The following is a 22,818-nucleotide window of genomic DNA, read 5'->3' as shown; positions in this document are numbered from 1 at the left end:
AACATAGGCGAAACAACCTAAGAGTTGATTTAAATGGTTTAATATAAGTTTAAGAACATGATAATCTCTCCAGTTTATATTGTGGAAAACGAAATCCTGTTATCTAAGAAAACAACTTTAAACACAATGCGAGAGAATATGTGTTTAGAGACATTCTCTCTTTCATAAAATTAAGACAGGATATTAAAAGCTGTTTTTTTAATGTTCAAAATTTCAAGTTTTTCTAGTCAGAAATTTGATCAATGAAATATTAGTTACCTTATTTAGAAAAGAAAAATCTATGAGGTTTGTTTATTAGAAAAAAAATAAAAGATCAACTATTGTTTTTTATCAAAAAAAAGTAAATTCTGCAAAACATGAAAATTACAATTAAGATAAAGGTGTTTATTCAATGGGGAATAAGAATATTTTAAGAAAAAACTCTCTATAAAAATATAAGTATTCTTACGCAAGAGCGTTATGTGGTTTCTAAAAATATTGAAGTCTATAATTTATAAGTAAAAAGATAACTGTTTACTATAAATTTTCGGTCATATAAAGGAAAATGCGCAAAACTAAAAATCTATAATTATTAGTAAGTTTTTTATTGTTAAAGCATGATTTTTTTAAGAAAAACCTTCTAGTAAGTTAGAATTATTCTTACTCAAGAACGTTATGCGTTTTTAGAAAATATAAAAGTCTTTATATACCTTTTATTTATTAGACATAAATATAAAGGTCTATCATCGATTTGTGACGAATCAAAATATAATAAAAGGAGTTTCGGGTTATAAAGTATAGGTTATAATACGTTTTAAGAAAAAACTTTCTTTATGTTTAAAATTACTCTTACGCAAGAACGTTGTATTGTCTGTCTTAAAAAATAAAGATTAATATTTATAGAATTTATATAATAGAATTGCTTCATTATAGTTGAAATTTATTTCTTGTTTTAAGTTTGTTTAGTATTTTAGCGGTCGAATTAACCGTTTAATCGAGTATTGATTATAACATGTGTTTTTTCTTAGAAATGTCAACGAAAATTATAAGAATTGAGTAAGGTTTATAGTGTTAAATTTTGACTTGGTTTAGGTGTTTTAGGTTACATAATATAGATGTTTTTTTACATAGATAAAAGGACATGTCTCTAATGTTTGTTTATACAAATAATGAGGCTTGAGTAGGGGTGGAAACATGAAATTTCAACTTGCTCAAGATTTTAAGTAATACATAATATATAAGTTTTTTACATGGAGAAAATCTACATTCCTCTAGAGTCTGCTAACGCAAAATAATGAGAAATGATTAGGGTTTTATGTATGAAATCTTTATTTGATTTAGGTTTTATACAATGGATAATATATAAGTTTTTTACATAAAGAAAATCTACATTTCTCTATAACGTGCTTTCGCAAATTATGAGGAATGAATAAAGATTTTATAAGATAGATAATACCTAATACATAATTTTTTACATGAAGAAAATCTACATTCCTCTAGAGTCTGCTCGCGCAAATTATTTAAAGTTTCTCTTTATTACTACAGTTTTCTTATTCCAAAGTTTTTCTGCTTTGGCCCAAAACTGTTCGCCTAACGCAGGGCCAGATCAAGTGATTTGTGTCAGTGATGGTTTAATCTTAACAGGCTCAGTATCCAGTCCGGGCGGTAGCCCTTTTACGGGGTCGCAATGGGTGCAAATAAGTGGTCCTTCAGTAATTATTGATAACCCTAACGCTCTTACAACAACGGTTACAGGCTACGTTGGTGGGCAAACCTATGGTTTTAGGTTAATAGGAAGTTGTGGAGAAGGCGGCGATAATCGAGATGATATGCAGGTTATGGTGCAGCCATTAACTAAAGCGGTAATTACCAACGGCGATATTGTGTCATGCCCTAGTAATGGTACAATAGTTTTAAGAGGTAGCGCGCCTCAGTTTGGTGAAACCGTACGTTGGACATCAACAGGATCTGCCGGAGTTGTTTTTAGCGTTAATGACCAGAACGTAACTTCAATTACACTGCCAGAGACTAGTTGTGGTGTTTCAACAATAAGGTATACCATAAGAAATGAAGACGCACTAGGCTCAAATTTAGATTGTGTTTCTACAGCTGAAATTACCGTTACAAATAGAGGCGGTGAACAAAACGTCAATGCAGGTGCAGATCAAAATTTAGATCAATGTTATACAGCATCACAATCGGCTAACCTTTCGGGGAGTTTTGCAGGATGTGGTATTGATGGGCAACAAGGTACTTGGTCTTTTGTTAGTGGGCCAACAGCTCCAAGCATAGCATCTCCAAATAGTGCAAATACTTCGGTGTCTCCATTGCAAGCTGGAACCTATCAGTTTAGATGGAATGTGAGTGGACCATGCGTTAATGGTAGTGATGTTGTAACAATCGTTGTTCCAGAGCCTACTCAAGAAGTAACAACATCGAGTATTGAAAATAATAATATTATTTTTTGTGATCAAACTATTAGTCAAACCACATTAGTAGGTGCAGAACCAACATTTGCAGGAGAGGAAGTACTTTGGGAATATACGGGTTCCGATCCAGATATCGTATTAACAGATCCAACAAACTCAACCACTTTAGTTTCTGGTTTAGACAATGCGAATGATCCTTATACATTTACCTACACCATAGTTAATCCTAATACCGTTTCAGGAGGTATGCCAGCATGTAGTTCTACAGGAAGCGTAACGGTAAGGTTTAGCGACGCTTTTCCGTCTATAACAGCTAATATGGGGAATGATATTATCGGAGAATGTAATGTTTCTAAAATACAGATTCCAATAACAACTACAGGGGGTACAAATACCGTTTACAGTATAGTAAGCGGGCCAGTTGATAACTTAAATGCTCCGGCAGAAGTTACTTACCCAACACCATATAGAGAATATGGAACTGGTAATTTTACTGGAGGTGTTTTTACATTAGATTTTTTAGATCACTTTGGTTTAGGAAGTTTGGCGCAACTTCCTACCGGAACATATACCATTGCTTTTAGAACAGAGACAAGAGGCGATTTATTAACCGAATGTACCGATGCGACAAGCACAATTAATATTACAATAACAAGAAGTGCAACAACCCCATCTGCAGGAGGAGATGTTGTTTTGAATTGTAATTATGATGATGCTTTAGGAGCAAATTTATCAGGTAATGAAATAACGGTAGGAAGTTCTATTTGGTCACAAATAGGAGGGCCTGCAACAGTGAATATTGATGATCCTTATTCTGAAAACATAAATATAACAGGCATTACAACACCTGGGGTATATACATTTAGGTATAATGTAACAGGAGGACCTTCGGTAGGTTGTCAAGCTGAACCAGATGATATTACAATAACACTTAACTCTACAGCCATTGATACTCCAGCAATAAGCACACCTACGCCTGCGAATATCTGTTTTGGCTCAACGTTTCAAGTAGATGCTAATACACCTTCTGCAAGCCAAATAGGTACTTGGTCAATTAGTCCAGCTGGACCAACATTTCAAGATGTAAATAGCCCAAGTACACAGATAGAAAATTTGGCCGAAAATGAAACGTATACGGTTACTTGGACTATTGCTTTGAAAGATGCTATAGGCGCTACATGTCCAACTCCGGAAAGTGCTACTTTAATAATCAATACAAGTAATACGGAAGGTCCTCAAAATGTATCAGCAGGTCCTGACGATTGTCAGGCTGCCAGTAATTTATCATACACTTTAGCAGGAAGTGCGCCAGTTGCTCCAGATGAAACCGGAGTTTGGTCAAGTCCAGCTGCTGGTGTCAGTTTTTCGCCTTCAGCAAATGATAACAATGCCACAGTAACATTCCCTTCAGAAGGTGCTTATGTTTTGACTTGGACAGTGACTAACGGACTTAGTGGTTGTCAATCTGTTTCCGACACTGTCGAAATAACAATAGCAGATCAACCAATAGCCGATGCTGGTCCAGATCAAACAGGTTGCCAAACAACATTTACGATGGATGCCAACGATCCGTTACCTACAGGTACCACAGGGAAATGGGTATTAAATCAAGGTCCGGGAGGTTTTACCTTTGCAGATGATACGGATCCGAATAGTGATGTCATATTTACATTTTCAGGAACCTATGTTTTTGATTGGGTAGTTACTCGTGGTAGCGGTAATTGTCCTAGCGGAACAGCAACGAGCAGTGTAACTCTAAATGTAGGAATTCCAGCAAGTATTCCATCTGTTATTGAGGATGATATTAATGTTTGTAATGCTACAACAGTTGTTCTTGAAGCCAACCCTGTTGGTAACCCTAATGTAGAAATAGGGTATTGGACTATTGAGTCAGGTGCACCTAGCGTTCCAACGTTTTCTGATACTAACAGTCCAACGGTTACAGTGTCTAATTTAGTTACAGGAACTTATAATTTTAAATGGAACATTGTTGGTAGCCCACTTTGTTCACCACCATTATCGGCCGATGTTGTGGTTGAGGTTTCTGCACCGGCATCAGCAGGTGGAGATCAGCAATTATGTTCAGCAACTAGTGTATTATTAGAAGGAACAGTTGGTTCTTCTGGTACATGGACACAAGTTTCTACAACAGGAACAAATTCAACAATAACCACAACGGGAGCAAATACGGCTAATGCGACGATAACTCCAGGTTCAGAATATGTATTTCAATATGAACCAGATGATGTTATTTTTAACACTAATACAGGTTCAGGGCCAGCTAGTTGTGATCCTGGCGTAAGCACAGTAACTATTGGAACAATTCCGCAACCACCAGAGCCTGATGCAGGTCTAGATCAGCAAAAATGTTTAACAGATCCTGTTGCTAATGAAGTTACTTTAGCAGGTTCAGATCCATCATTAATAGGCGGAACTCCGGCGGTTTCCGGACAATGGCAAATTGTTTTTCCTGTAGGTGGTGGAGGTGCTAGTTTAGCCGATAGTACACAATATGATACAACAATGAATATTGTAAATCCAGGACTTTATATTCTAGAATGGACTTACACTAGAGGGGCTTGTATAAAATTAGCAGATGTTGTTCGTATTGAAGCTTTCGAACCTCCAAGTGATGCTATTGCAGGTCCAGATCAACCTAACGCATGTCAATTTGATGCGGAATTAAATGCTGTTTTAACTCCGAATCCAGACGATTTTATTGGAATTGGAACGTGGTCTTTTGCAAACCCAGGAGATGATCCTTCGGGAGGTGTTATTGTTATTGATAGCCCAAACTCTCCAACCACTACACTTTCAAATATACCAGATAATATTAACACACCATATACCTTAACTTGGACTGTTACAAACGGAGGTCCTTTTCCTTTAAGTCCAGGCTCATTGTGCGATCCTAAAACGGATACCGTAGAAATTACTTTCCCTGATGCAAGACCTTCTGCTGCTGAAGCAGGTTTCGATCAAGACATTTGTGCGAGTCAAACCACAATGGATGCATCGTCTTTAGCTGAAGGAATAGGAACATGGAGTCAAGTTTCAGGCCCAAGTGCGGCAACCATATTATCGCCAAATTTTGAAAAGACAACCATAACAAATTTAATTTCGGGAGCTTATGTTTTTGAATGGTCGGTTACAAACGGCGGTTGTACATTAGTTGATGAAGTAAGAGTTGTGGTAAACGAGCAGTTAACTGCTGTAGATGCTGGTCCAGATCAAGTTGTTGCAATTTCAAGCCCAGTAAATATGAATGCTGATGCGCCAACTTCTGGGGTTACCGGAACTTGGAGTCAAATTTCAGGGCCATCTTCAGCTAATTTCATAGATCCAAATTCAGCATCTACTCAAGTCTCAGGATTAGTTTTAGGAACTTATCAGTTCCGATGGACGCTTTCTAACGGACAATGTACAGATATTGCTGATACTATGATTTTAGAAGTCGTTGGAATATCAGATTTAGAACTTACAAAAACAGTAACACCAGCTTCAGTAAATGTTGGAGATACGGTGACTTTTCAAATAGATATTCTTAATAATGATACTAGTGCATTAAATATGGATGCTACTGGAGTTTCAGTTGAAGATGTATTGCCATTAGGTTATAGTTTGGTTCCAGGAACCGTTTCTAATTCTGGAAGTTTCGATGCCGGTACACAAACTATTTCATGGTCTAATTTAGATATTGCTAATGGCTCAACTTTAAGTTTAACCTTTGATGCCATTGTTAATGCTTCGGGTTCTTATTTAAATACAGCACAAATTATAGAGAGTGATAATATTGATCCTGATAGTGATCCAACTATAGATGAAACAGTAGATGATAAGGCTGATGGTATCGCCGATGATGATGAAGATACAGCAATTATAAGCATCCAGTCTGCAAATTTATCAATTCAAAAAATGGTTTCACCTAGTAATGTTAGTATTGGAGATACGGTTGTGTTTACAATAACGGTTTCTAATGCAGGAGCTAATACAGCAACAAATGTTGAGGTTTTAGATAAATTACCTAACGGGTATACTTATCAGAGCGATGATTCGGGCGGGAATTATAATCCTTCTACAGGTGTTTGGACTACAGGTTCAGTAACTACGACCATAGATCAAATATTAAATATAACAGCTAAAGTTAATGCCCCAACAGGAACAACTAATGAATATTTAAATACAGCTGAAGTAACAAAAAGTGATCAAGCAGACCCGAATAGTACACCAGGTAATGATGATGGCGATCAAAGTGAAGATGATGAGGATAATACATCTGTTATTTTAGAATCTGCCGATCTTCAAATTACGAAAACGGTATTACCTATCTCTGGTTCGATAGGAGATACGGTTACATTTACTGTTGTGTTAGAAAACTTTGGACCAGGAGATGCAACAGGTGTAGATATTGAAGATCTTTTACCTTCAGGATTCGATTTGGTTCCAGGAACTATAAGTAACTCTGGTAATTTTATTGTCGGAAATAAATCTATTGTTTGGAGTAACTTAGCTTTAGGGAATGGTTTATCAAGAAGATTAACCTATGATGCTATTGTTAATGATAAAGGTAATTATACGAATAGTGTTCAAATTACAGCGAGTGATTTAGATGATCCTGATAGTGATCCAACAACAGATAATACTGTGGATGAAGATAATGCTGATGGTGATAATGACCCAACTACAGGAGGCGATGACGATGATGAAGATACAGCAACTTTTACCATACAAGAAGCCGATTTAGTCTTAAGCAAAGGCATTTCAGCAAGTAGTAGTGCGACACCAAATGTAGGGGATTCTGTAACCTTCGAAGTTACAATAACCAACAACGGCCTAGACACCGCAACTCATGTGAGTGCGAGAGATGTTGTACCATCAGGTTACACCATTACAAGCGGCACGATAGATAATGGTGGTATCGCGACGGGCAATCAAATCGATTGGACCATTGCGAGTATCGGGTCAAGCAATGCGGTAACTCTAAGTTACACCGTAACGGTAAACGCTCCAACAGGAGTAGCAGGTGAGTACAATAACGTTGCTGAAATTACAGGCAGCGATCAATACGATCCAACGAGTACACCAGATAATGATGATGGTGATCAAAGTGAAGATGATGAAGATGGGTTTACCATCACACCACAAACAGCCGATTTAAGTATTGCCAAAGCCGTGAGTAATGCCACACCAAATGTAGGCGATGTGGTAACCTTTACCATCACCTTAAGTAATGCCGGCACAGTAACCGCAACAGGCGTATCGGTACAAGATATCGTGCCAGTAGGTTATAGTGCAATCACTAACATTAGCGGCACAGGTACGGAAACAGCAACTAATCAATTAGATTGGACCGGCTTATCAGTACCAGTAGGAACAGCGACATTGACTTTAACTTTTGAAGCAACAGTAAATGCGCCAACAGGAACTGCTAATGAATATATCAACAGCGTTGAAATCACCGGATCAGATCAATTCGATCCCGATAGTGATCCAACAACTGATGCTTCTACAGATGATAAAGGCGATGGTATTGCAGATGATGACGAAGCGACAGTAGGCATCACAATTCAACAAGCGGATTTAAGTATATCAAAAGCCATCAGTAACAGCAATCCAAACGTAGGCGACACGGTGATGTTTACCTTAACATTAACCAATTCAGGACCAAATGTGGCTACAGGTGTATCAGTAGAAGATATCCTTCCAAACGGTTACACTTTAGGAGCTGTAAATAACGGCGGAATAGCCACAGGAAACACAGCAACATGGACTGGTTTAAGCGTTGCAGCGAACAACGGCACAGCGGTAGTAACGTATGAAGCTACGGTAAACGCACCAGGAACAGGAATCAGTTATACAAACACAACACAGATTACGGCATCAGATCAATACGATCCAGACAGTGATCCAACCACGGATAATACAGTCGATGAAGATGGCGATGGAAATGGAGATGACGATGATGAAGATACATTAACCATTGTACCAGCATCAGCAGATTTAAGTATCACCAAAGGATTAGCCTCAGGCAGTGCCACACCAAATGTAGGTGATGTTTTAGTGTTTGAATTAACAATAAACAACGCCGGGCCAAGTGTTGCCACAGGTGTATCAGTAGAAGATATACTTCCAATTGGTTATACCTTAGGAACAGTAAACAACGCAGGAACAAGCACCGGAAACATGGCCATATGGAATGGTTTAAGTGTGCCTTCAAACGGAAGTATTACAGTAACTTATGAAGCAACCGTGAATGCTCCAACAGGCGCAGCAGACGAGTATTTAAATATCGCTCAAATCACCGCAAGTGATCAGTTTGATCCCGATAGTGATCCGACTGTGCCACAGAGTACCACGAATGAAGATGATGATACGGAATTCAATATTGTACCACAAACAGCCGATTTATCAATAGATAAAACAGTAGTGGATAACAATGGAGACGCCTTAAATGTGGGAGACGTATTAACGTTTAGTATTGCCGTAAGCAATGCCGGATCAGTAGCAGCTACAGGAGTTAGTATCGATGATGTTTTACCAATCGGTTACAGTTTAGTCGCTGGTAGTATCGATAATGGTGGCGTATTCAATACAGGAAACACAACCATTAGATGGAACAATTTAAACGTACCATTAACAGGAACAATAGTAAGTTACCAAGTGCGCGTAAATGCACCAACAGGAACTTTAGATGAATATAAAAACGTTGCAGAAATCACAGGAAGCGATCAGTTTGATCCAAACAGTACACCTGATAATGATGATGGCGACCAAAGTGAAGATGATGAAGACGCCGAAATTGTGGTGCCAACTCAAGCCGATTTAGTCTTAAGCAAAGGCATTTCAGCAAGTAGTAGTGCGACACCAAATGTAGGGGATTCTGTAACCTTCGAAGTTACAATAACCAACAACGGCCTAGACACCGCAACTCATGTGAGTGCGAGAGATGTTGTACCATCAGGTTACACCATTACAAGCGGCACGATAGATAATGGTGGTATCGCGACGGGCAATCAAATCGATTGGACCATTGCGAGTATCGGGTCAAGCAATGCGGTAACTCTAAGTTACACCGTAACGGTAAACGCTCCAACAGGAGTAGCAGGTGAGTACAATAACGTTGCTGAAATTACAGGCAGCGATCAATACGATCCAACGAGTACACCAGATAATGATGATGGTGATCAAAGTGAAGATGATGAAGATGGGTTTACCATCACACCACAAACAGCCGATTTAAGTATCGTAAAAGCCGTGAGTAATGCGACACCAAATGTAGGCGATGTGGTAACCTTTACCATCACCTTAAGTAATGCCGGCACAGTAACCGCAACAGGCGTATCGGTACAAGATATCGTGCCAGTAGGTTATAGTGCAATCACTAACATTAGTGGCACAGGTACGGAAACAGCAACTAATCAATTAGATTGGACCGGCTTATCAGTACCAGTAGGAACAGCGACATTGACTTTAACTTTTGAAGCAACAGTAAATGCGCCAACAGGAACTGCTAATGAATATATCAACAGCGTTGAAATCACCGGATCAGATCAATTCGATCCCGATAGTGATCCAACAACTGATGCTTCTACAGATGATAAAGGCGATGGTATTGCAGATGATGACGAAGCGACAGTAGGCATCACAATTCAACAAGCGGATTTAAGTATATCAAAAGCCATCAGTAACAGCAATCCAAACGTAGGCGACACGGTGATGTTTACCTTAACATTAACCAATTCAGGACCAAATGTGGCTACAGGTGTATCAGTAGAAGATATCCTTCCAAACGGTTACACTTTAGGAGCTGTAAATAACGGCGGAATAGCCACAGGAAACACAGCAACATGGACTGGTTTAAGCGTTGCAGCGAACAACGGCACAGCGGTAGTAACGTATGAAGCTACGGTAAACGCACCAGGAACAGGAATCAGTTATACAAACACAACACAGATTACGGCATCAGATCAATACGATCCAGACAGTGATCCAACCACGGATAATACAGTCGATGAAGATGGCGATGGAAATGGAGATGACGATGATGAAGATACATTAACCATTGTACCAGCATCAGCAGATTTAAGTATCACCAAAGGATTAGCCTCAGGCAGTGCCACACCAAATGTAGGTGATGTTTTAGTGTTTGAATTAACAATAAACAACGCCGGGCCAAGTGTTGCCACAGGTGTATCAGTAGAAGATATACTTCCAATTGGTTATACCTTAGGAACAGTAAACAACGCAGGAACAAGCACCGGAAACATGGCCATATGGAATGGTTTAAGTGTGCCTTCAAACGGAAGTATTACAGTAACTTATGAAGCAACCGTGAATGCTCCAACAGGCGCAGCAGACGAGTATTTAAATATCGCTCAAATCACCGCAAGTGATCAGTTTGATCCCGATAGTGATCCGACTGTGCCACAGAGTACCACGAATGAAGATGATGATACGGAATTCAATATTGTACCACAAACAGCCGATTTATCAATAGATAAAACAGTAGTGGATAACAATGGAGACGCCTTAAATGTGGGAGACGTATTAACGTTTAGTATTGCCGTAAGCAATGCCGGATCAGTAGCAGCTACAGGAGTTAGTATCGATGATGTTTTACCAATCGGTTACAGTTTAGTCGCTGGTAGTATCGATAATGGTGGCGTATTCAATACAGGAAACACAACCATTAGATGGAACAATTTAAACGTACCATTAACAGGAACAATAGTAAGTTACCAAGTGCGCGTAAATGCACCAACAGGAACTTTAGATGAATATAAAAACGTTGCAGAAATCACAGGAAGCGATCAGTTTGATCCAAACAGTACACCTGATAATGATGATGGCGACCAAAGTGAAGATGATGAAGACGCCGAAATTGTGGTGCCAACTCAAGCCGATTTAGTCTTAAGCAAAGGCATTTCAGCAAGTAGTAGTGCGACACCAAATGTAGGGGATTCTGTAACCTTCGAAGTTACAATAACCAACAACGGCCTAGACACCGCAACTCATGTGAGTGCGAGAGATGTTGTACCATCAGGTTACACCATTACAAGCGGCACGATAGATAATGGTGGTATCGCGACGGGCAATCAAATCGATTGGACCATTGCGAGTATCGGGTCAAGCAATGCGGTAACTCTAAGTTACACCGTAACGGTAAACGCTCCAACAGGAGTAGCAGGTGAGTACAATAACGTTGCTGAAATTACAGGCAGCGATCAATACGATCCAACGAGTACACCAGATAATGATGATGGTGATCAAAGTGAAGATGATGAAGATGGGTTTACCATCACACCACAAACAGCCGATTTAAGTATCGTAAAAGCCGTGAGTAATGCGACACCAAATGTAGGCGATGTGGTAACCTTTACCATCACCTTAAGTAATGCCGGCACAGTAACCGCAACAGGCGTATCGGTACAAGATATCGTGCCAGTAGGTTATAGTGCAATCACTAACATTAGTGGCACAGGTACGGAAACAGCAACTAATCAATTAGATTGGACCGGCTTATCAGTACCAGTAGGAACAGCGACATTGACTTTAACTTTTGAAGCAACAGTAAATGCGCCAACAGGAACTGCTAATGAATATATCAACAGCGTTGAAATCACCGGATCAGATCAATTCGATCCCGATAGTGATCCAACAACTGATGCTTCTACAGATGATAAAGGCGATGGTATTGCAGATGATGACGAAGCGACAGTAGGCATCACAATTCAACAAGCGGATTTAAGTATATCAAAAGCCATTAGTAACAGCAATCCAAACGTAGGCGACACGGTGATGTTTACCTTAACATTAACCAATTCAGGACCAAATGTCGCTACAGGTGTATCAGTAGAAGATATCCTTCCAAACGGTTACACTTTAGGCACTGTAAATAACGGCGGAATAGCCACAGGAAACACAGCAACATGGACTGGTTTAAGCGTTGCAGCGAACAACGGTACAACGGTAGTGACTTATGAAGCTACAGTGAATGCACCAGGAACAGGAATCAGTTATACAAACACAACACAGATTACAGCATCAGATCAATACGATCCTGACAGTGATCCAACCACGGATAATACAGTCGATGAAGATGGCGATGGAAATGGAGATGACGATGATGAAGATACATTAACTATTGTACCAGCATCAGCAGATTTAAGTATCACCAAAGGATTAGCCTCAGGCAGTGCCACACCAAATGTAGGTGATGTTTTAGTGTTTGAATTAACAATAAACAACGCCGGGCCAAGTGTTGCCACAGGTGTATCAGTAGAAGATATACTTCCAATCGGTTATACATTAGGAACAGTAAACAACGCAGGAACAAGCACCGGAAACATAGCCACATGGAATGGTTTAAGTGTGCCTTCAAACGGAAGTATTACAGTAACTTATGAAGCAACCGTGAATGCTCCAACAGGCGCAGCAGACGAGTATTTAAATATCGCTCAAATCACCGCAAGTGATCAGTTTGATCCAGATAGTGATCCGACTGTACCACAGAGTACCACGAATGAAGATGATGATACGGAATTCAATATTGTACCACAAACAGCCGATTTATCAATAGATAAAACCGTAGTGGATAATAATGGAGGCGCCTTAAATGTGGGAGACGTATTAACGTTCAGTATTGCCGTAAGCAATGCCGGATCAGTAGCAGCTACAGGAGTTAGTATCGATGATGTTTTACCAATCGGTTACAGTTTAGTCGCTGGTAGTATCGATAATGGTGGCGTATTCAATACAGGAAACACAACCATTAGATGGAACAATTTAAACGTACCATTAACAGGCACAACAGTAAGTTACCAAGTACGAATAAATGCTCCAACAGGAACTTTAGATGAATATAAAAACGTTGCAGAAATCACAGGAAGCGATCAGTTTGATCCAAACAGTACACCTGATAATGATGATGGCGACCAAAGTGAAGATGATGAAGACGCCGAAATTGTGGTGCCAACTCAAGCCAATTTAGTCTTAAGCAAAGGCATTTCAGCAAGTAGTAGTGCGACACCAAATGTAGGGGATTCTGTAACCTTCGAAGTTACAATAACCAACAACGGCCTAGACACCGCAACTCATGTGAGTGCGAGAGATGTTGTACCATCAGGTTACACCATTACAAGCGGCACGATAGATAATGGTGGTATCGCGACGGGCAATCAAATCGATTGGACCATTGCGAGTATCGGGTCAAGCAATGCGGTAACTCTAAGTTACACCGTAACGGTAAACGCTCCAACAGGAGTAGCAGGTGAGTACAATAACGTTGCTGAAATTACAGGCAGCGATCAATACGATCCAACGAGTACACCAGATAATGATGATGGTGATCAAAGTGAAGATGATGAAGATGGGTTTACCATCACACCACAAACAGCCGATTTAAGTATCGTAAAAGCCGTGAGTAATGCGACACCAAATGTAGGCGATGTGGTAACCTTTACCATCACCTTAAGTAATGCCGGCACAGTAACCGCAACAGGCGTATCGGTACAAGATATCGTGCCAGTAGGTTATAGTGCAATCACTAACATTAGTGGCACAGGTACGGAAACAGCAACTAATCAATTAGATTGGACCGGTTTATCCGTACCAGTAGGCACGAACACATTGACTTTAACATTTGATGCAACAGTAAATGCGCCAACAGGAACTGCTAATGAATATATCAACAGCGTTGAAATCACCGGATCAGATCAATTCGATCCCGATAGTGATCCAACAACTGATGCCACAATAGATGATAAAGACGATGGTATTGCAGATGATGACGAAGCCACAGTAGGCATCGCGATTCAACAAGCGGATTTAAGTATTTCAAAAGCCATTAGTAACAGCAATCCAAACGTAGGCGACACGGTAATGTTTACCTTAACATTAACCAATTCAGGACCAAATGTCGCTACAGGTGTATCAGTAGAAGATATCCTTCCAAACGGTTACACTTTAGGCACTGTAAATAACGGCGGAATAGCCACAGGAAACACAGCAACATGGACTGGTTTAAGCGTTGCAGCGAACAACGGTACAACGGTAGTGACTTATGAAGCTACAGTGAATGCACCAGGAACAGGAATCAGTTATACAAACACAACACAGATTACAGCATCAGATCAATACGATCCTGACAGTGATCCAACCACGGATAATACAGTCGATGAAGATGGCGATGGAAATGGAGATGACGATGATGAAGATACATTAACTATTGTACCAGCATCAGCAGATTTATCTTTAACTAAAATAGTTGTTGATGGTGACACCACACCACTTGTGGGTTCTGAAATTACCTTTGAAATTAGAGTTTTTAACGATGGACCTCAAAATGCAACAGGAGTAGAAGTGATGGACCTATTACCATCAGGATACGACTTTGTTTTATATAGTTCAACATCGGGAGTTTATGATGAGATTACAGGATTATGGCAATTAGGAACGGTGTTATCTGGAGAGTCAGAAACATTATTGATTGATGTTTTAGTAAATGAAACAGGAGATTATTTAAATGTTTCAGAAGTTATTACCTCGGATGTATTTGATATCGATTCTACACCAAATAATGATGATGGCGATCAAAGTGAAGATGATGAGGATAGTGCTATTGTAACACCAGTTGTATCTGTTTCAGATCTTTCATTAGCGAAAACGGTTGTAGATAATGATTTAACACCTTTAATAGGTTCAGAAATCACCTTCCAAATTACCGTGACTAATGATGGTCCGGAAGATGCGAAAGGCGTAACAGTTACCGATTTATTACCATCAGGGTATGACTTTGTTTTATTTAGCTCAACATCTGGAGTTTACGATGAAGTTACCGGATTGTGGAGTATCGGAGGCATAGCCAATGGCGAATCAGAAACCTTACTTATTGATGTATTAGTGAATCCTTCGGGAGATTATCTGAATATAGCACAAGTCACTTCTTCTGATATATTAGATTCGGATTCTACACCAAATAATGATGATGGCGATCAAAGTGAAGATGATGAGGATAGTGCTATTGTAACACCAGTTGTATCTGTTTCAGATCTTTCATTAGCGAAAACGGTTGTAGATAATGATTTAACACCTTTAATAGGTTCAGAAATCACCTTCCAAATTACCGTGACTAATGATGGTCCGGAAGATGCGAAAGGCGTAACAGTTACCGATTTATTACCATCAGGGTATGACTTTGTTTTATTTAGCTCAACATCTGGAGTTTACGATGAAGTTACCGGATTGTGGAGTATCGGAGGCATAGCCAATGGCGAATCAGAAACCTTACTTATTGATGTATTAGTGAATCCTTCGGGAGATTATCTGAATATAGCACAAGTCACTTCTTCTGATATATTAGATTCGGATTCTACACCAAATAATGATGATGGCGATCAAAGTGAAGATGATGAGGATAGTGCTATTGTAACACCAGTTGTATCTGTTTCAGATCTTTCATTAGCGAAAACGGTTGTAGATAATGATTTAACACCTTTAATAGGTTCAGAAATCACCTTCCAAATTACCGTGACTAATGATGGTCCGGAAGATGCGAAAGGCGTAACAGTTACCGATTTATTACCATCAGGGTATGACTTTGTTTTATTTAGCTCAACATCTGGAGTTTACGATGAAGTTACCGGATTGTGGAGTATCGGAGGCATAGCCAATGGCGAATCAGAAACTTTACTTATTGATGTATTGGTGAATCCTTCAGGAGACTATCTGAATATAGCACAAGTCACTTCTTCTGATATATTAGATTCGGATTCTACACCAAATAATGATGATGGCGATCAAAGTGAAGATGATGAAGCTAGTGCTGAAGTCACTCCTGTAATTTCAGTAGCCGATTTATCATTAACAAAAGGTGTTGTTGATGGAGATACTTCGCCTTTAGTAGGTTCGGAAATTACGTTTATAATAACCGTAACCAATGATGGACCAGAGAACGCAACAGGAGTAGAGGTTACTGATTTATTACCATCCGGTTTCGATTATAGCTTGTTTAGCTCTACATCTGGAACTTATGATGAAATAACAGGGATTTGGAACGTTGGTAATATTGCTAATGGAACAACTGAAACTTTATTGATTGATGCGTTAGTGAATGGTGCGGGAGATTATTTTAACACTGCTCAAATATCAGCTTCTGATGTCGCGGATAATGATTCATCACCAAACAATGATGATGGCGACCAAAGTGAAGATGATGAGGATAATATATTAGTATCTCCAGTAGATGCCTTGGCAGATTTATCATTAATAAAAACAGTTGTAGATAATGAGATTACGCCAAATACAGGAGATGAAATTACATTCCAAATAACTGTGAGCAATGCGGGACCAGATGCTGCTACAGGAGTAGAGGTAACTGATTTATTACCGCAAGGTTTTGACTTTGTACGTTTTAGTGCAACTTCAGGAATATATGATGAAATATCAGGATTATGGACTGTTGGAACCGTGCCAGACGGAAGTTCTCAAACATTGTTTATCGATGTATTAATTAACGAGCCAACAGGCGCTGCAGGGGAATATTTAAACATCTCTGAAATTACAGCAAGTGATGTGATCGATCCTAATAGTGCACCAAATAATGATGATGGCGATCAAAGTGAAGATGATGAAGATCGTATTTTGGTAATGACTGAAACAGCAGATTTAAGTTTAACCAAATCTGTAAGCAATATGAATGCTAACGTAGGCGATGTGGTAACATTTACACTTCAAATAAATAACGCAGGAGTAGATGCTGCAACAGGTGTTGCTTTAGAAGATCTATTGCCTATTGGTTATAGCAATATTGCTAATATCAGTCATGGTGGAGAACTTAGAAGCAATATTATTACTTGGACAGGTTTAAATGTGCCTTTAACAGGATTAACAATTACGTACAATGCTACAGTGAACATGCCAACATTGCAAGATGGTGAGTATTTAAATATTGCTCAAATTATTGCTAGCGATCAGTTTGATCCTAACAGTACTCCAGATAATGATGATGGGGACCAAAGTGAAAATGATGAAGATGCAGCATTCATTAACACACCAATCGTAGATATCGCTGTAACAAAAACGGTTGATAACGGAAATCCTTCAATAGGAGATGAGATTGTGTTTACCATTGAGGCAAACAATTTAGGCGGTATTGATGCCACATCTGTAGAAATTAGAGATGTATTGCCAAATGGTTATGAGTTTAAATCTTATGTTGCTTCATCTGGTATTTATAGTGAAGCATCTGGTTTATGGACATTGCCAATAGTTTCAGGAGGAGCAAATGAAACATTAGAGATTACTGTTAAAGTAATAGATGTTAATGATTATGTAAATACAGCATCACTTGAATTTTTAGATCAAATCGATTCTAATGAAAATAATGATAGTGATGAGGCAACCATAGTACCGCAGTGTTTACATATTTATAATGAATTCTCGCCTAACGGAAATGGCAAAAATGAGTTCTTCGTAATTGATTGTATTGATAACTACCCTAATAATGAACTTCAAATTTATAACAGATGGGGTAATGTAGTTTACATAAAAGAAGGTTACGATAATACATTTGATGGTATATCGAACGGAAGAGCCGTTGTAAATAAAAACAAAAAACTACCTGTAGGAACATACTATTACGTCCTCGATTTAGGAGACGGGTCTGAACCAAGATCAGGATGGCTTTACATAGTAAGATAAATTAAGAACACAGTATATAGTTAAAAACACAAGAATTTAAAGATGAACTTAAAATTTAAAATAGTATTTAGTCTCGCTGTAGTATTTGCATGTTATCATGCAAATGCACAGCAAGACCCACAATACACAGACTACATGTTTAATACACTAACTGTAAATTCTGCCTATGCTGGTTCTAGAGGTCATTTAACCGCTACAGGATTACATAGAACCCAGTGGGTAGGATTAGATGGTGCGCCAGAAACACAATCGTTTAGTATAGAATCTCCGGTAGGAAAAAACGTAGGATTAGGCGTTGTTTTAGTCAATGATAGACTAGGGCCTTCAGATGAATTTTTCCTCGATGCTAACTTTTCATATACCATTAATTTAAATTATGAAAGCAAACTGTCTTTCGGAATAAAAGGAGGTGGACGTTTATTGAATGTAGATTGGTCTAGGGGTTCGTTTCAGGAAGACGAAAACGTTTTTCAGCAACCTATAGATAACAAGTTTTTACCAACAGTTGGAGCCGGTGTATATTGGCATAGTGAGGATAGTTACATCGGGCTATCGGTACCAAATTTCTTAACTAACGAACATTATGATGGCGTTCAAAACGCTGTAGCTGCCGAACGATTACATTACTTTTTAATCGCAGGAAAAGTGTTCGATTTAACGCCTCGGATTAAATTTAAACCGGCCTTTTTAGGAAAGTTTGTTGTTGGAGCTCCAATGATTGCAGACGTATCAGCTAATTTTATGTTTGATGAAGTGCTAAGGTTAGGAGTTGCTTATCGATGGGACGATTCTGTTAGTGGTTTATTAGGCTTACAATTAGGGCCTAAAATAATGGTAGGTTATGCCTATGATGCCACAACAACTAGGTTGAAAAATTTCAATTCAGGAAGTCATGAAATCATGTTGCGTTTCGAACTAAGATCTAGAGAAAAACAATTAAAATCGCCACGATTCTTTTAAATATGAACGCCATGAAAAATACAATTACACTTTTATTTCTATTTACAATAAGTATTTCTTTTGCTCAAAGTTCAACGAGAAAGGCCGATAAATTGTTCGATAGAATGTGGTACAAAGAAGCTTCTGCTTTATACGAATTCGAACTTAATAAAATAGACAGAAGAAATAATTCAAGCATTAAAACTAACGATTCAACTTATGTGAAGCTTTTAAAAAGAGCTGGAGATTCGTACTTTTTTAATACGGATATGGAAAAAGCATATGTATGGTATGATAAATTAATATCAGAATATTATACAGATGTAGATGCCGAATATATTTTTAGATATGCCCATGCGTTAGAAGGTATAGGAAAATATAGAGAAGCAAAACGCTGGATGAAAGAGTTTGCTAAAAGAACGGAAAACAATGATGATAGGTCTGTTTTATTAAATCAAAAAACATTAACTATTGAAGATGTTTTGGATATTGAACCCGGATTTGTTTTAAAAAATATATCTGTAAATACAAAATATTCAGATTTTGGTCCAATGTATTATAAAGACCAATTGGTGTATTCATCTGCTGTGGATTCTTCTAATTATCACACCCGAATTTATCATTGGAATGAACAACCTTTTTTAAATATGTATTTAGGAAAATTAAATGCTATAGAATCGGATGTGAGATTAATAGAAGAGTTTTCTAAAAGCATAAACACACGATATCACGAAGCTACGTTAAGCTTTTCACCAGATGAAACTAAAGTTTATTTTACCAGAAATAATTATGATGGTAAATTAGAAAGAGACGGTAAAGGTACCAATCATTTAAAGTTATATAGTGCCGAATTACAAAAAGATAAAGACAGTTTGCCTATTTGGGGAAACATAAAAGAACTGCCTTTTAATAGCGAAAATTATTCTGTTGGACATCCCGCAGTAAGTCCAGATGGCAAGTTGCTATATTTTGTTTCAGATATGCCAGGGGCGATTGGAGCAACCGATATTTTTGTGGTAGATATTCTAGACGAAAACATAAATAAAGCAATAAAAGATAGTACGTATACAGGGTATAGTAAACCAAGAAATTTAGGTGAAAAAATAAATACGGCTGGTCGCGAAATGTTTCCGTTTATAACAGATAATGCATTATACTTTGCCTCAGACGGGCATTTAGGACTTGGTGGTTTAGATGTTTACGAAAGTAAAATACAGGAGACTCAGTTTAATAAACCAGTAAATTTAGGCGCTCCTTTAAATAGTGAGTTAGACGATTTTGGTTTCATTGTAAATGAAGCAAAAAACAAAGGTTTTGTATGTTCTAATAGGTTATCTGGAAAAGGTGATGATGATATATATTCATTCGTTAGGTTAGAGTTAGAAGCACCATTATGCGAACAATCTATTAGAGGTTATGTTTCCAATACTATAACAGGCGAACGTATTGCCGATGTTAAAATGAGTTTGTATTCTGAAAATGGAACAGAATTAGAAACGACAACAACAAACCTCGCAGGTGCATATCAATTTGATACCGTTTTAGATTGTAATACAAAGTTTAAAGTTATTGCAGATAAAACAGGGTATGATGTTAAAGAAAAACCTGTGTTAACCTTAAATGAAAAAGGAGAAACTATAGTAGCGCTTGGTATGGAAACATTAGATAGGTTAATTGTTGAAGAGCGCGGCGTTTTGAAAATAAAAATTGGTATTATTTATTTCGATTTAGATAAGTCGTTTATAAGAAGCGATGCTTCTATAGAATTAAATAAAATTGTTTTATTGATGACGCAATATCCAAAAATGGTTATAAAGATTGAGTCTCATACCGATGCAAGAAATAGTGATGATTATAACTTAAAATTATCTGATAGAAGAGCTAAATCGACAAGAGATTATATTATAAGCCAAGGTATAAATGCGGGAAGAATTGAAAGCGCTATAGGTTTTGGCGAATCTCAATTGATTAATAAGTGTAAAAATGGCGTTAAGTGTAGTGAAGCGGAACACCAACTTAATAGAAGGTCTGAATTTATAATTGTAAAAATGTAATTAGAAAAAAGAGTACAATTAGAATTAAAACAAAAAACTCAGGATTACATCTAATCCTGAGTTTTTTGTTTTATAAAGTTTCTAAGCTATTGTTCCTATTTTTTAGTGTCACTACGTTTACGTTTTTTATACTCATCAAAAAGTTTTCTGTTGAAATCGTCCTCGGTAGCTTTTAATAAAATTATTTTTTTTGGCGAAATTATTTTCTTTAAATTAGTAATTAGGTTTACACGTTCTTGGTGCAAATTATTTTCAGCTTCAACAAATTTATCTAATAATTCTTTGGCTTTTGCATCACTTAATGTCGAAATATTATCTTTAATTTCTTTACGAATATTGCGCATATCTTGATACTTGTACTTTCTAGAGTTTTCTCCGTATGCATTGTAAATAGGCCAAAAGGCTTGCGCTTCTTTAGCTGATAAGTCTAGCTTTTCTGTAATAAAAGAGACTTTTAAAGCTTGAATCTTTTCTCTGTCGTCATCTTTGTGTTGCGCAATTACACTCACCGAAAACAGGAGTATAAAAAGGGTTAAAATATGTGCTTTCATAAGGTTTGAGTTTTTTGTTTTTCAGGACGCATGATTATCATGCTAATATTATTTTTTAGTTTGTAATTAAATCTTCTACAGAAGTATTCTCTAAAAAGTATCCTTCTACAGCTTCGTCTGTAAATTCGATATCGCTAAAACTTTCTTCGGAAATATCTCCATCTTCCAATAGTAAGGATGCAATTTCCTCTGAACCTAGATTTTCTGTTATAATATAATTTTCAACGGTCTCCAGGTCAATGTTATCCCAATCTGATTGAGTTTCAAAAATGGAAAGGTTAAAGAGTAACAGCACTGCAGCTGCAATACTTGAAACGTATAGTAAATTCTTTCTGTTGAATAAAGGTATTACTTTCGTGGTTTCTTTTTCAGACACCTGATTTAAAATCTTGTTTTCTAATGAATCAAAATAATGGTCGGGTACTTTAAAACCAGGGTCGCTAACCGCTTCATTAAGCTTTATATTGCTTAATACACGATCTTCTAGATTATTGAAATAATCTTCGGGTGTTTTAAAACCACTGTCGTTAATGTTATGTAATTTATTTGTTTTCATCTTATTAATAAGACTTGTATTTGTTAAAAAGGTTTAATCTTGAGTTAAATAGGCTTCAATTTTTTTTACGGCCAAATGGTACGATGCTTTTAAAGCGCCTTCACTGGTTTCCAAAATTTCCGACATATCCTTATACTTTATATCTTCAAAATACTTCATATTAAAAACCAATTGTTGCTTGTCTGGCAATGTGGCTATTGCTTGTTGTAATTTGAGTTGAATATCGCTGCCTTCAAAATAAACATCAGATGTTAAATTGTTTAAGGCTAGTTGTTGTACTTCTTCATTACTAGTTTGTAATCGTTTCGCATTTTTATTTATAAATGTTATCGATTCGTTAGTAGCTATACGATACATCCAAGAATATAGTTTACTGTCGCCTTTAAATTTATCTATGTTTTTATAAATTTTAATAAAGGTGTTTTGCAGCACATCGTCGGTATCGTCATGCGATTTTACAATATTTCGAATATGCCAATATAAGCGTTCTTTATATTGCGTTATTAAGGCTCTAAAGGCTTGTTCTCTATGGATGTCCGATTTTAATTGTTCTATGAGTTCTAATTCGTCCGTCACTAAAAAATACTTTATTTATTAGACTTATAAATGTA

The 22,818-nt window shown here is 37.6% G+C and carries 6 protein-coding genes; 3 read left to right on the top strand and 3 right to left on the bottom strand.

What is annotated here, in order from left to right; all coding sequences use genetic code 11:
• The first annotated feature begins 1,454 nt into the window (after positions 1-1,454).
• The 3 genes from QWY92_RS09975 to QWY92_RS09965 are packed head-to-tail and all read left to right on the top strand — an operon-like array spanning position 1,455 to position 21,100.
• On the top strand, positions 1,455-18,107 hold the full coding sequence (locus QWY92_RS09975; RefSeq protein ID WP_290270820.1) for a PKD domain-containing protein: 16,653 nt from the start codon (positions 1,455-1,457) through the stop codon (positions 18,105-18,107).
• Between the two features lie 42 nt (positions 18,108-18,149).
• Positions 18,150-19,067, top strand: coding sequence for a PorP/SprF family type IX secretion system membrane protein (locus QWY92_RS09970; RefSeq protein ID WP_290270818.1), 918 nt, complete (start codon positions 18,150-18,152; stop codon positions 19,065-19,067).
• 11 nt (positions 19,068-19,078) lie between these two features.
• Entirely contained in the window at positions 19,079-21,100 is a 2,022-nt protein-coding gene (locus QWY92_RS09965) for an OmpA family protein (protein WP_290270817.1), read from the top strand.
• 95 nt (positions 21,101-21,195) lie between these two features.
• Here QWY92_RS09965 and QWY92_RS09960 read toward each other — a convergent pair whose 3' ends face one another.
• Genes QWY92_RS09960 through QWY92_RS09950 form a run of 3 tightly spaced genes read right to left on the bottom strand, consistent with a single transcriptional unit; the run spans position 21,196 to position 22,783 of the window.
• Positions 21,196-21,651 (bottom strand): sensor of ECF-type sigma factor, encoded by a 456-nt coding sequence (locus QWY92_RS09960; RefSeq protein ID WP_290270815.1) that lies wholly within the window; start codon positions 21,649-21,651, stop codon positions 21,196-21,198.
• Positions 21,652-21,706: 55 nt separating this feature from the next.
• Positions 21,707-22,207, bottom strand: coding sequence for a hypothetical protein (locus QWY92_RS09955; RefSeq protein WP_290270813.1), 501 nt, complete (start codon positions 22,205-22,207; stop codon positions 21,707-21,709).
• Positions 22,208-22,240: 33 nt separating this feature from the next.
• Positions 22,241-22,783 carry an RNA polymerase sigma factor gene (locus QWY92_RS09950; RefSeq protein ID WP_290270810.1) on the bottom strand — a complete coding sequence of 181 codons (543 nt, stop codon included), beginning with the start codon at positions 22,781-22,783 and terminating at the stop codon, positions 22,241-22,243.
• Positions 22,784-22,818: the final 35 nt, after the last annotated feature.

The organism is Algibacter miyuki (genome assembly GCF_030409805.1).
Taxonomy (GTDB): Bacteria; Bacteroidota; Bacteroidia; order Flavobacteriales; family Flavobacteriaceae; genus Algibacter; species Algibacter miyuki.
Note: the sequence above shows the minus strand (reverse complement) of the source record. Positions and strands in the feature narration are given on the sequence as shown.

Coding starts and splice junctions, on each gene's coding strand:
- QWY92_RS09975 (WP_290270820.1), top strand. CDS start 1,455: ATGAAGAAAATCTACATTCCTCTAGAGTCTGCTCGCGCAAATTATTTA.
- QWY92_RS09970 (WP_290270818.1), top strand. CDS start 18,150: ATGAACTTAAAATTTAAAATAGTATTTAGTCTCGCTGTAGTATTTGCA.
- QWY92_RS09965 (WP_290270817.1), top strand. CDS start 19,079: ATGAAAAATACAATTACACTTTTATTTCTATTTACAATAAGTATTTCT.
- QWY92_RS09960 (WP_290270815.1), bottom strand. CDS start 21,651: ATGAAAGCACATATTTTAACCCTTTTTATACTCCTGTTTTCGGTGAGT.
- QWY92_RS09955 (WP_290270813.1), bottom strand. CDS start 22,207: ATGAAAACAAATAAATTACATAACATTAACGACAGTGGTTTTAAAACA.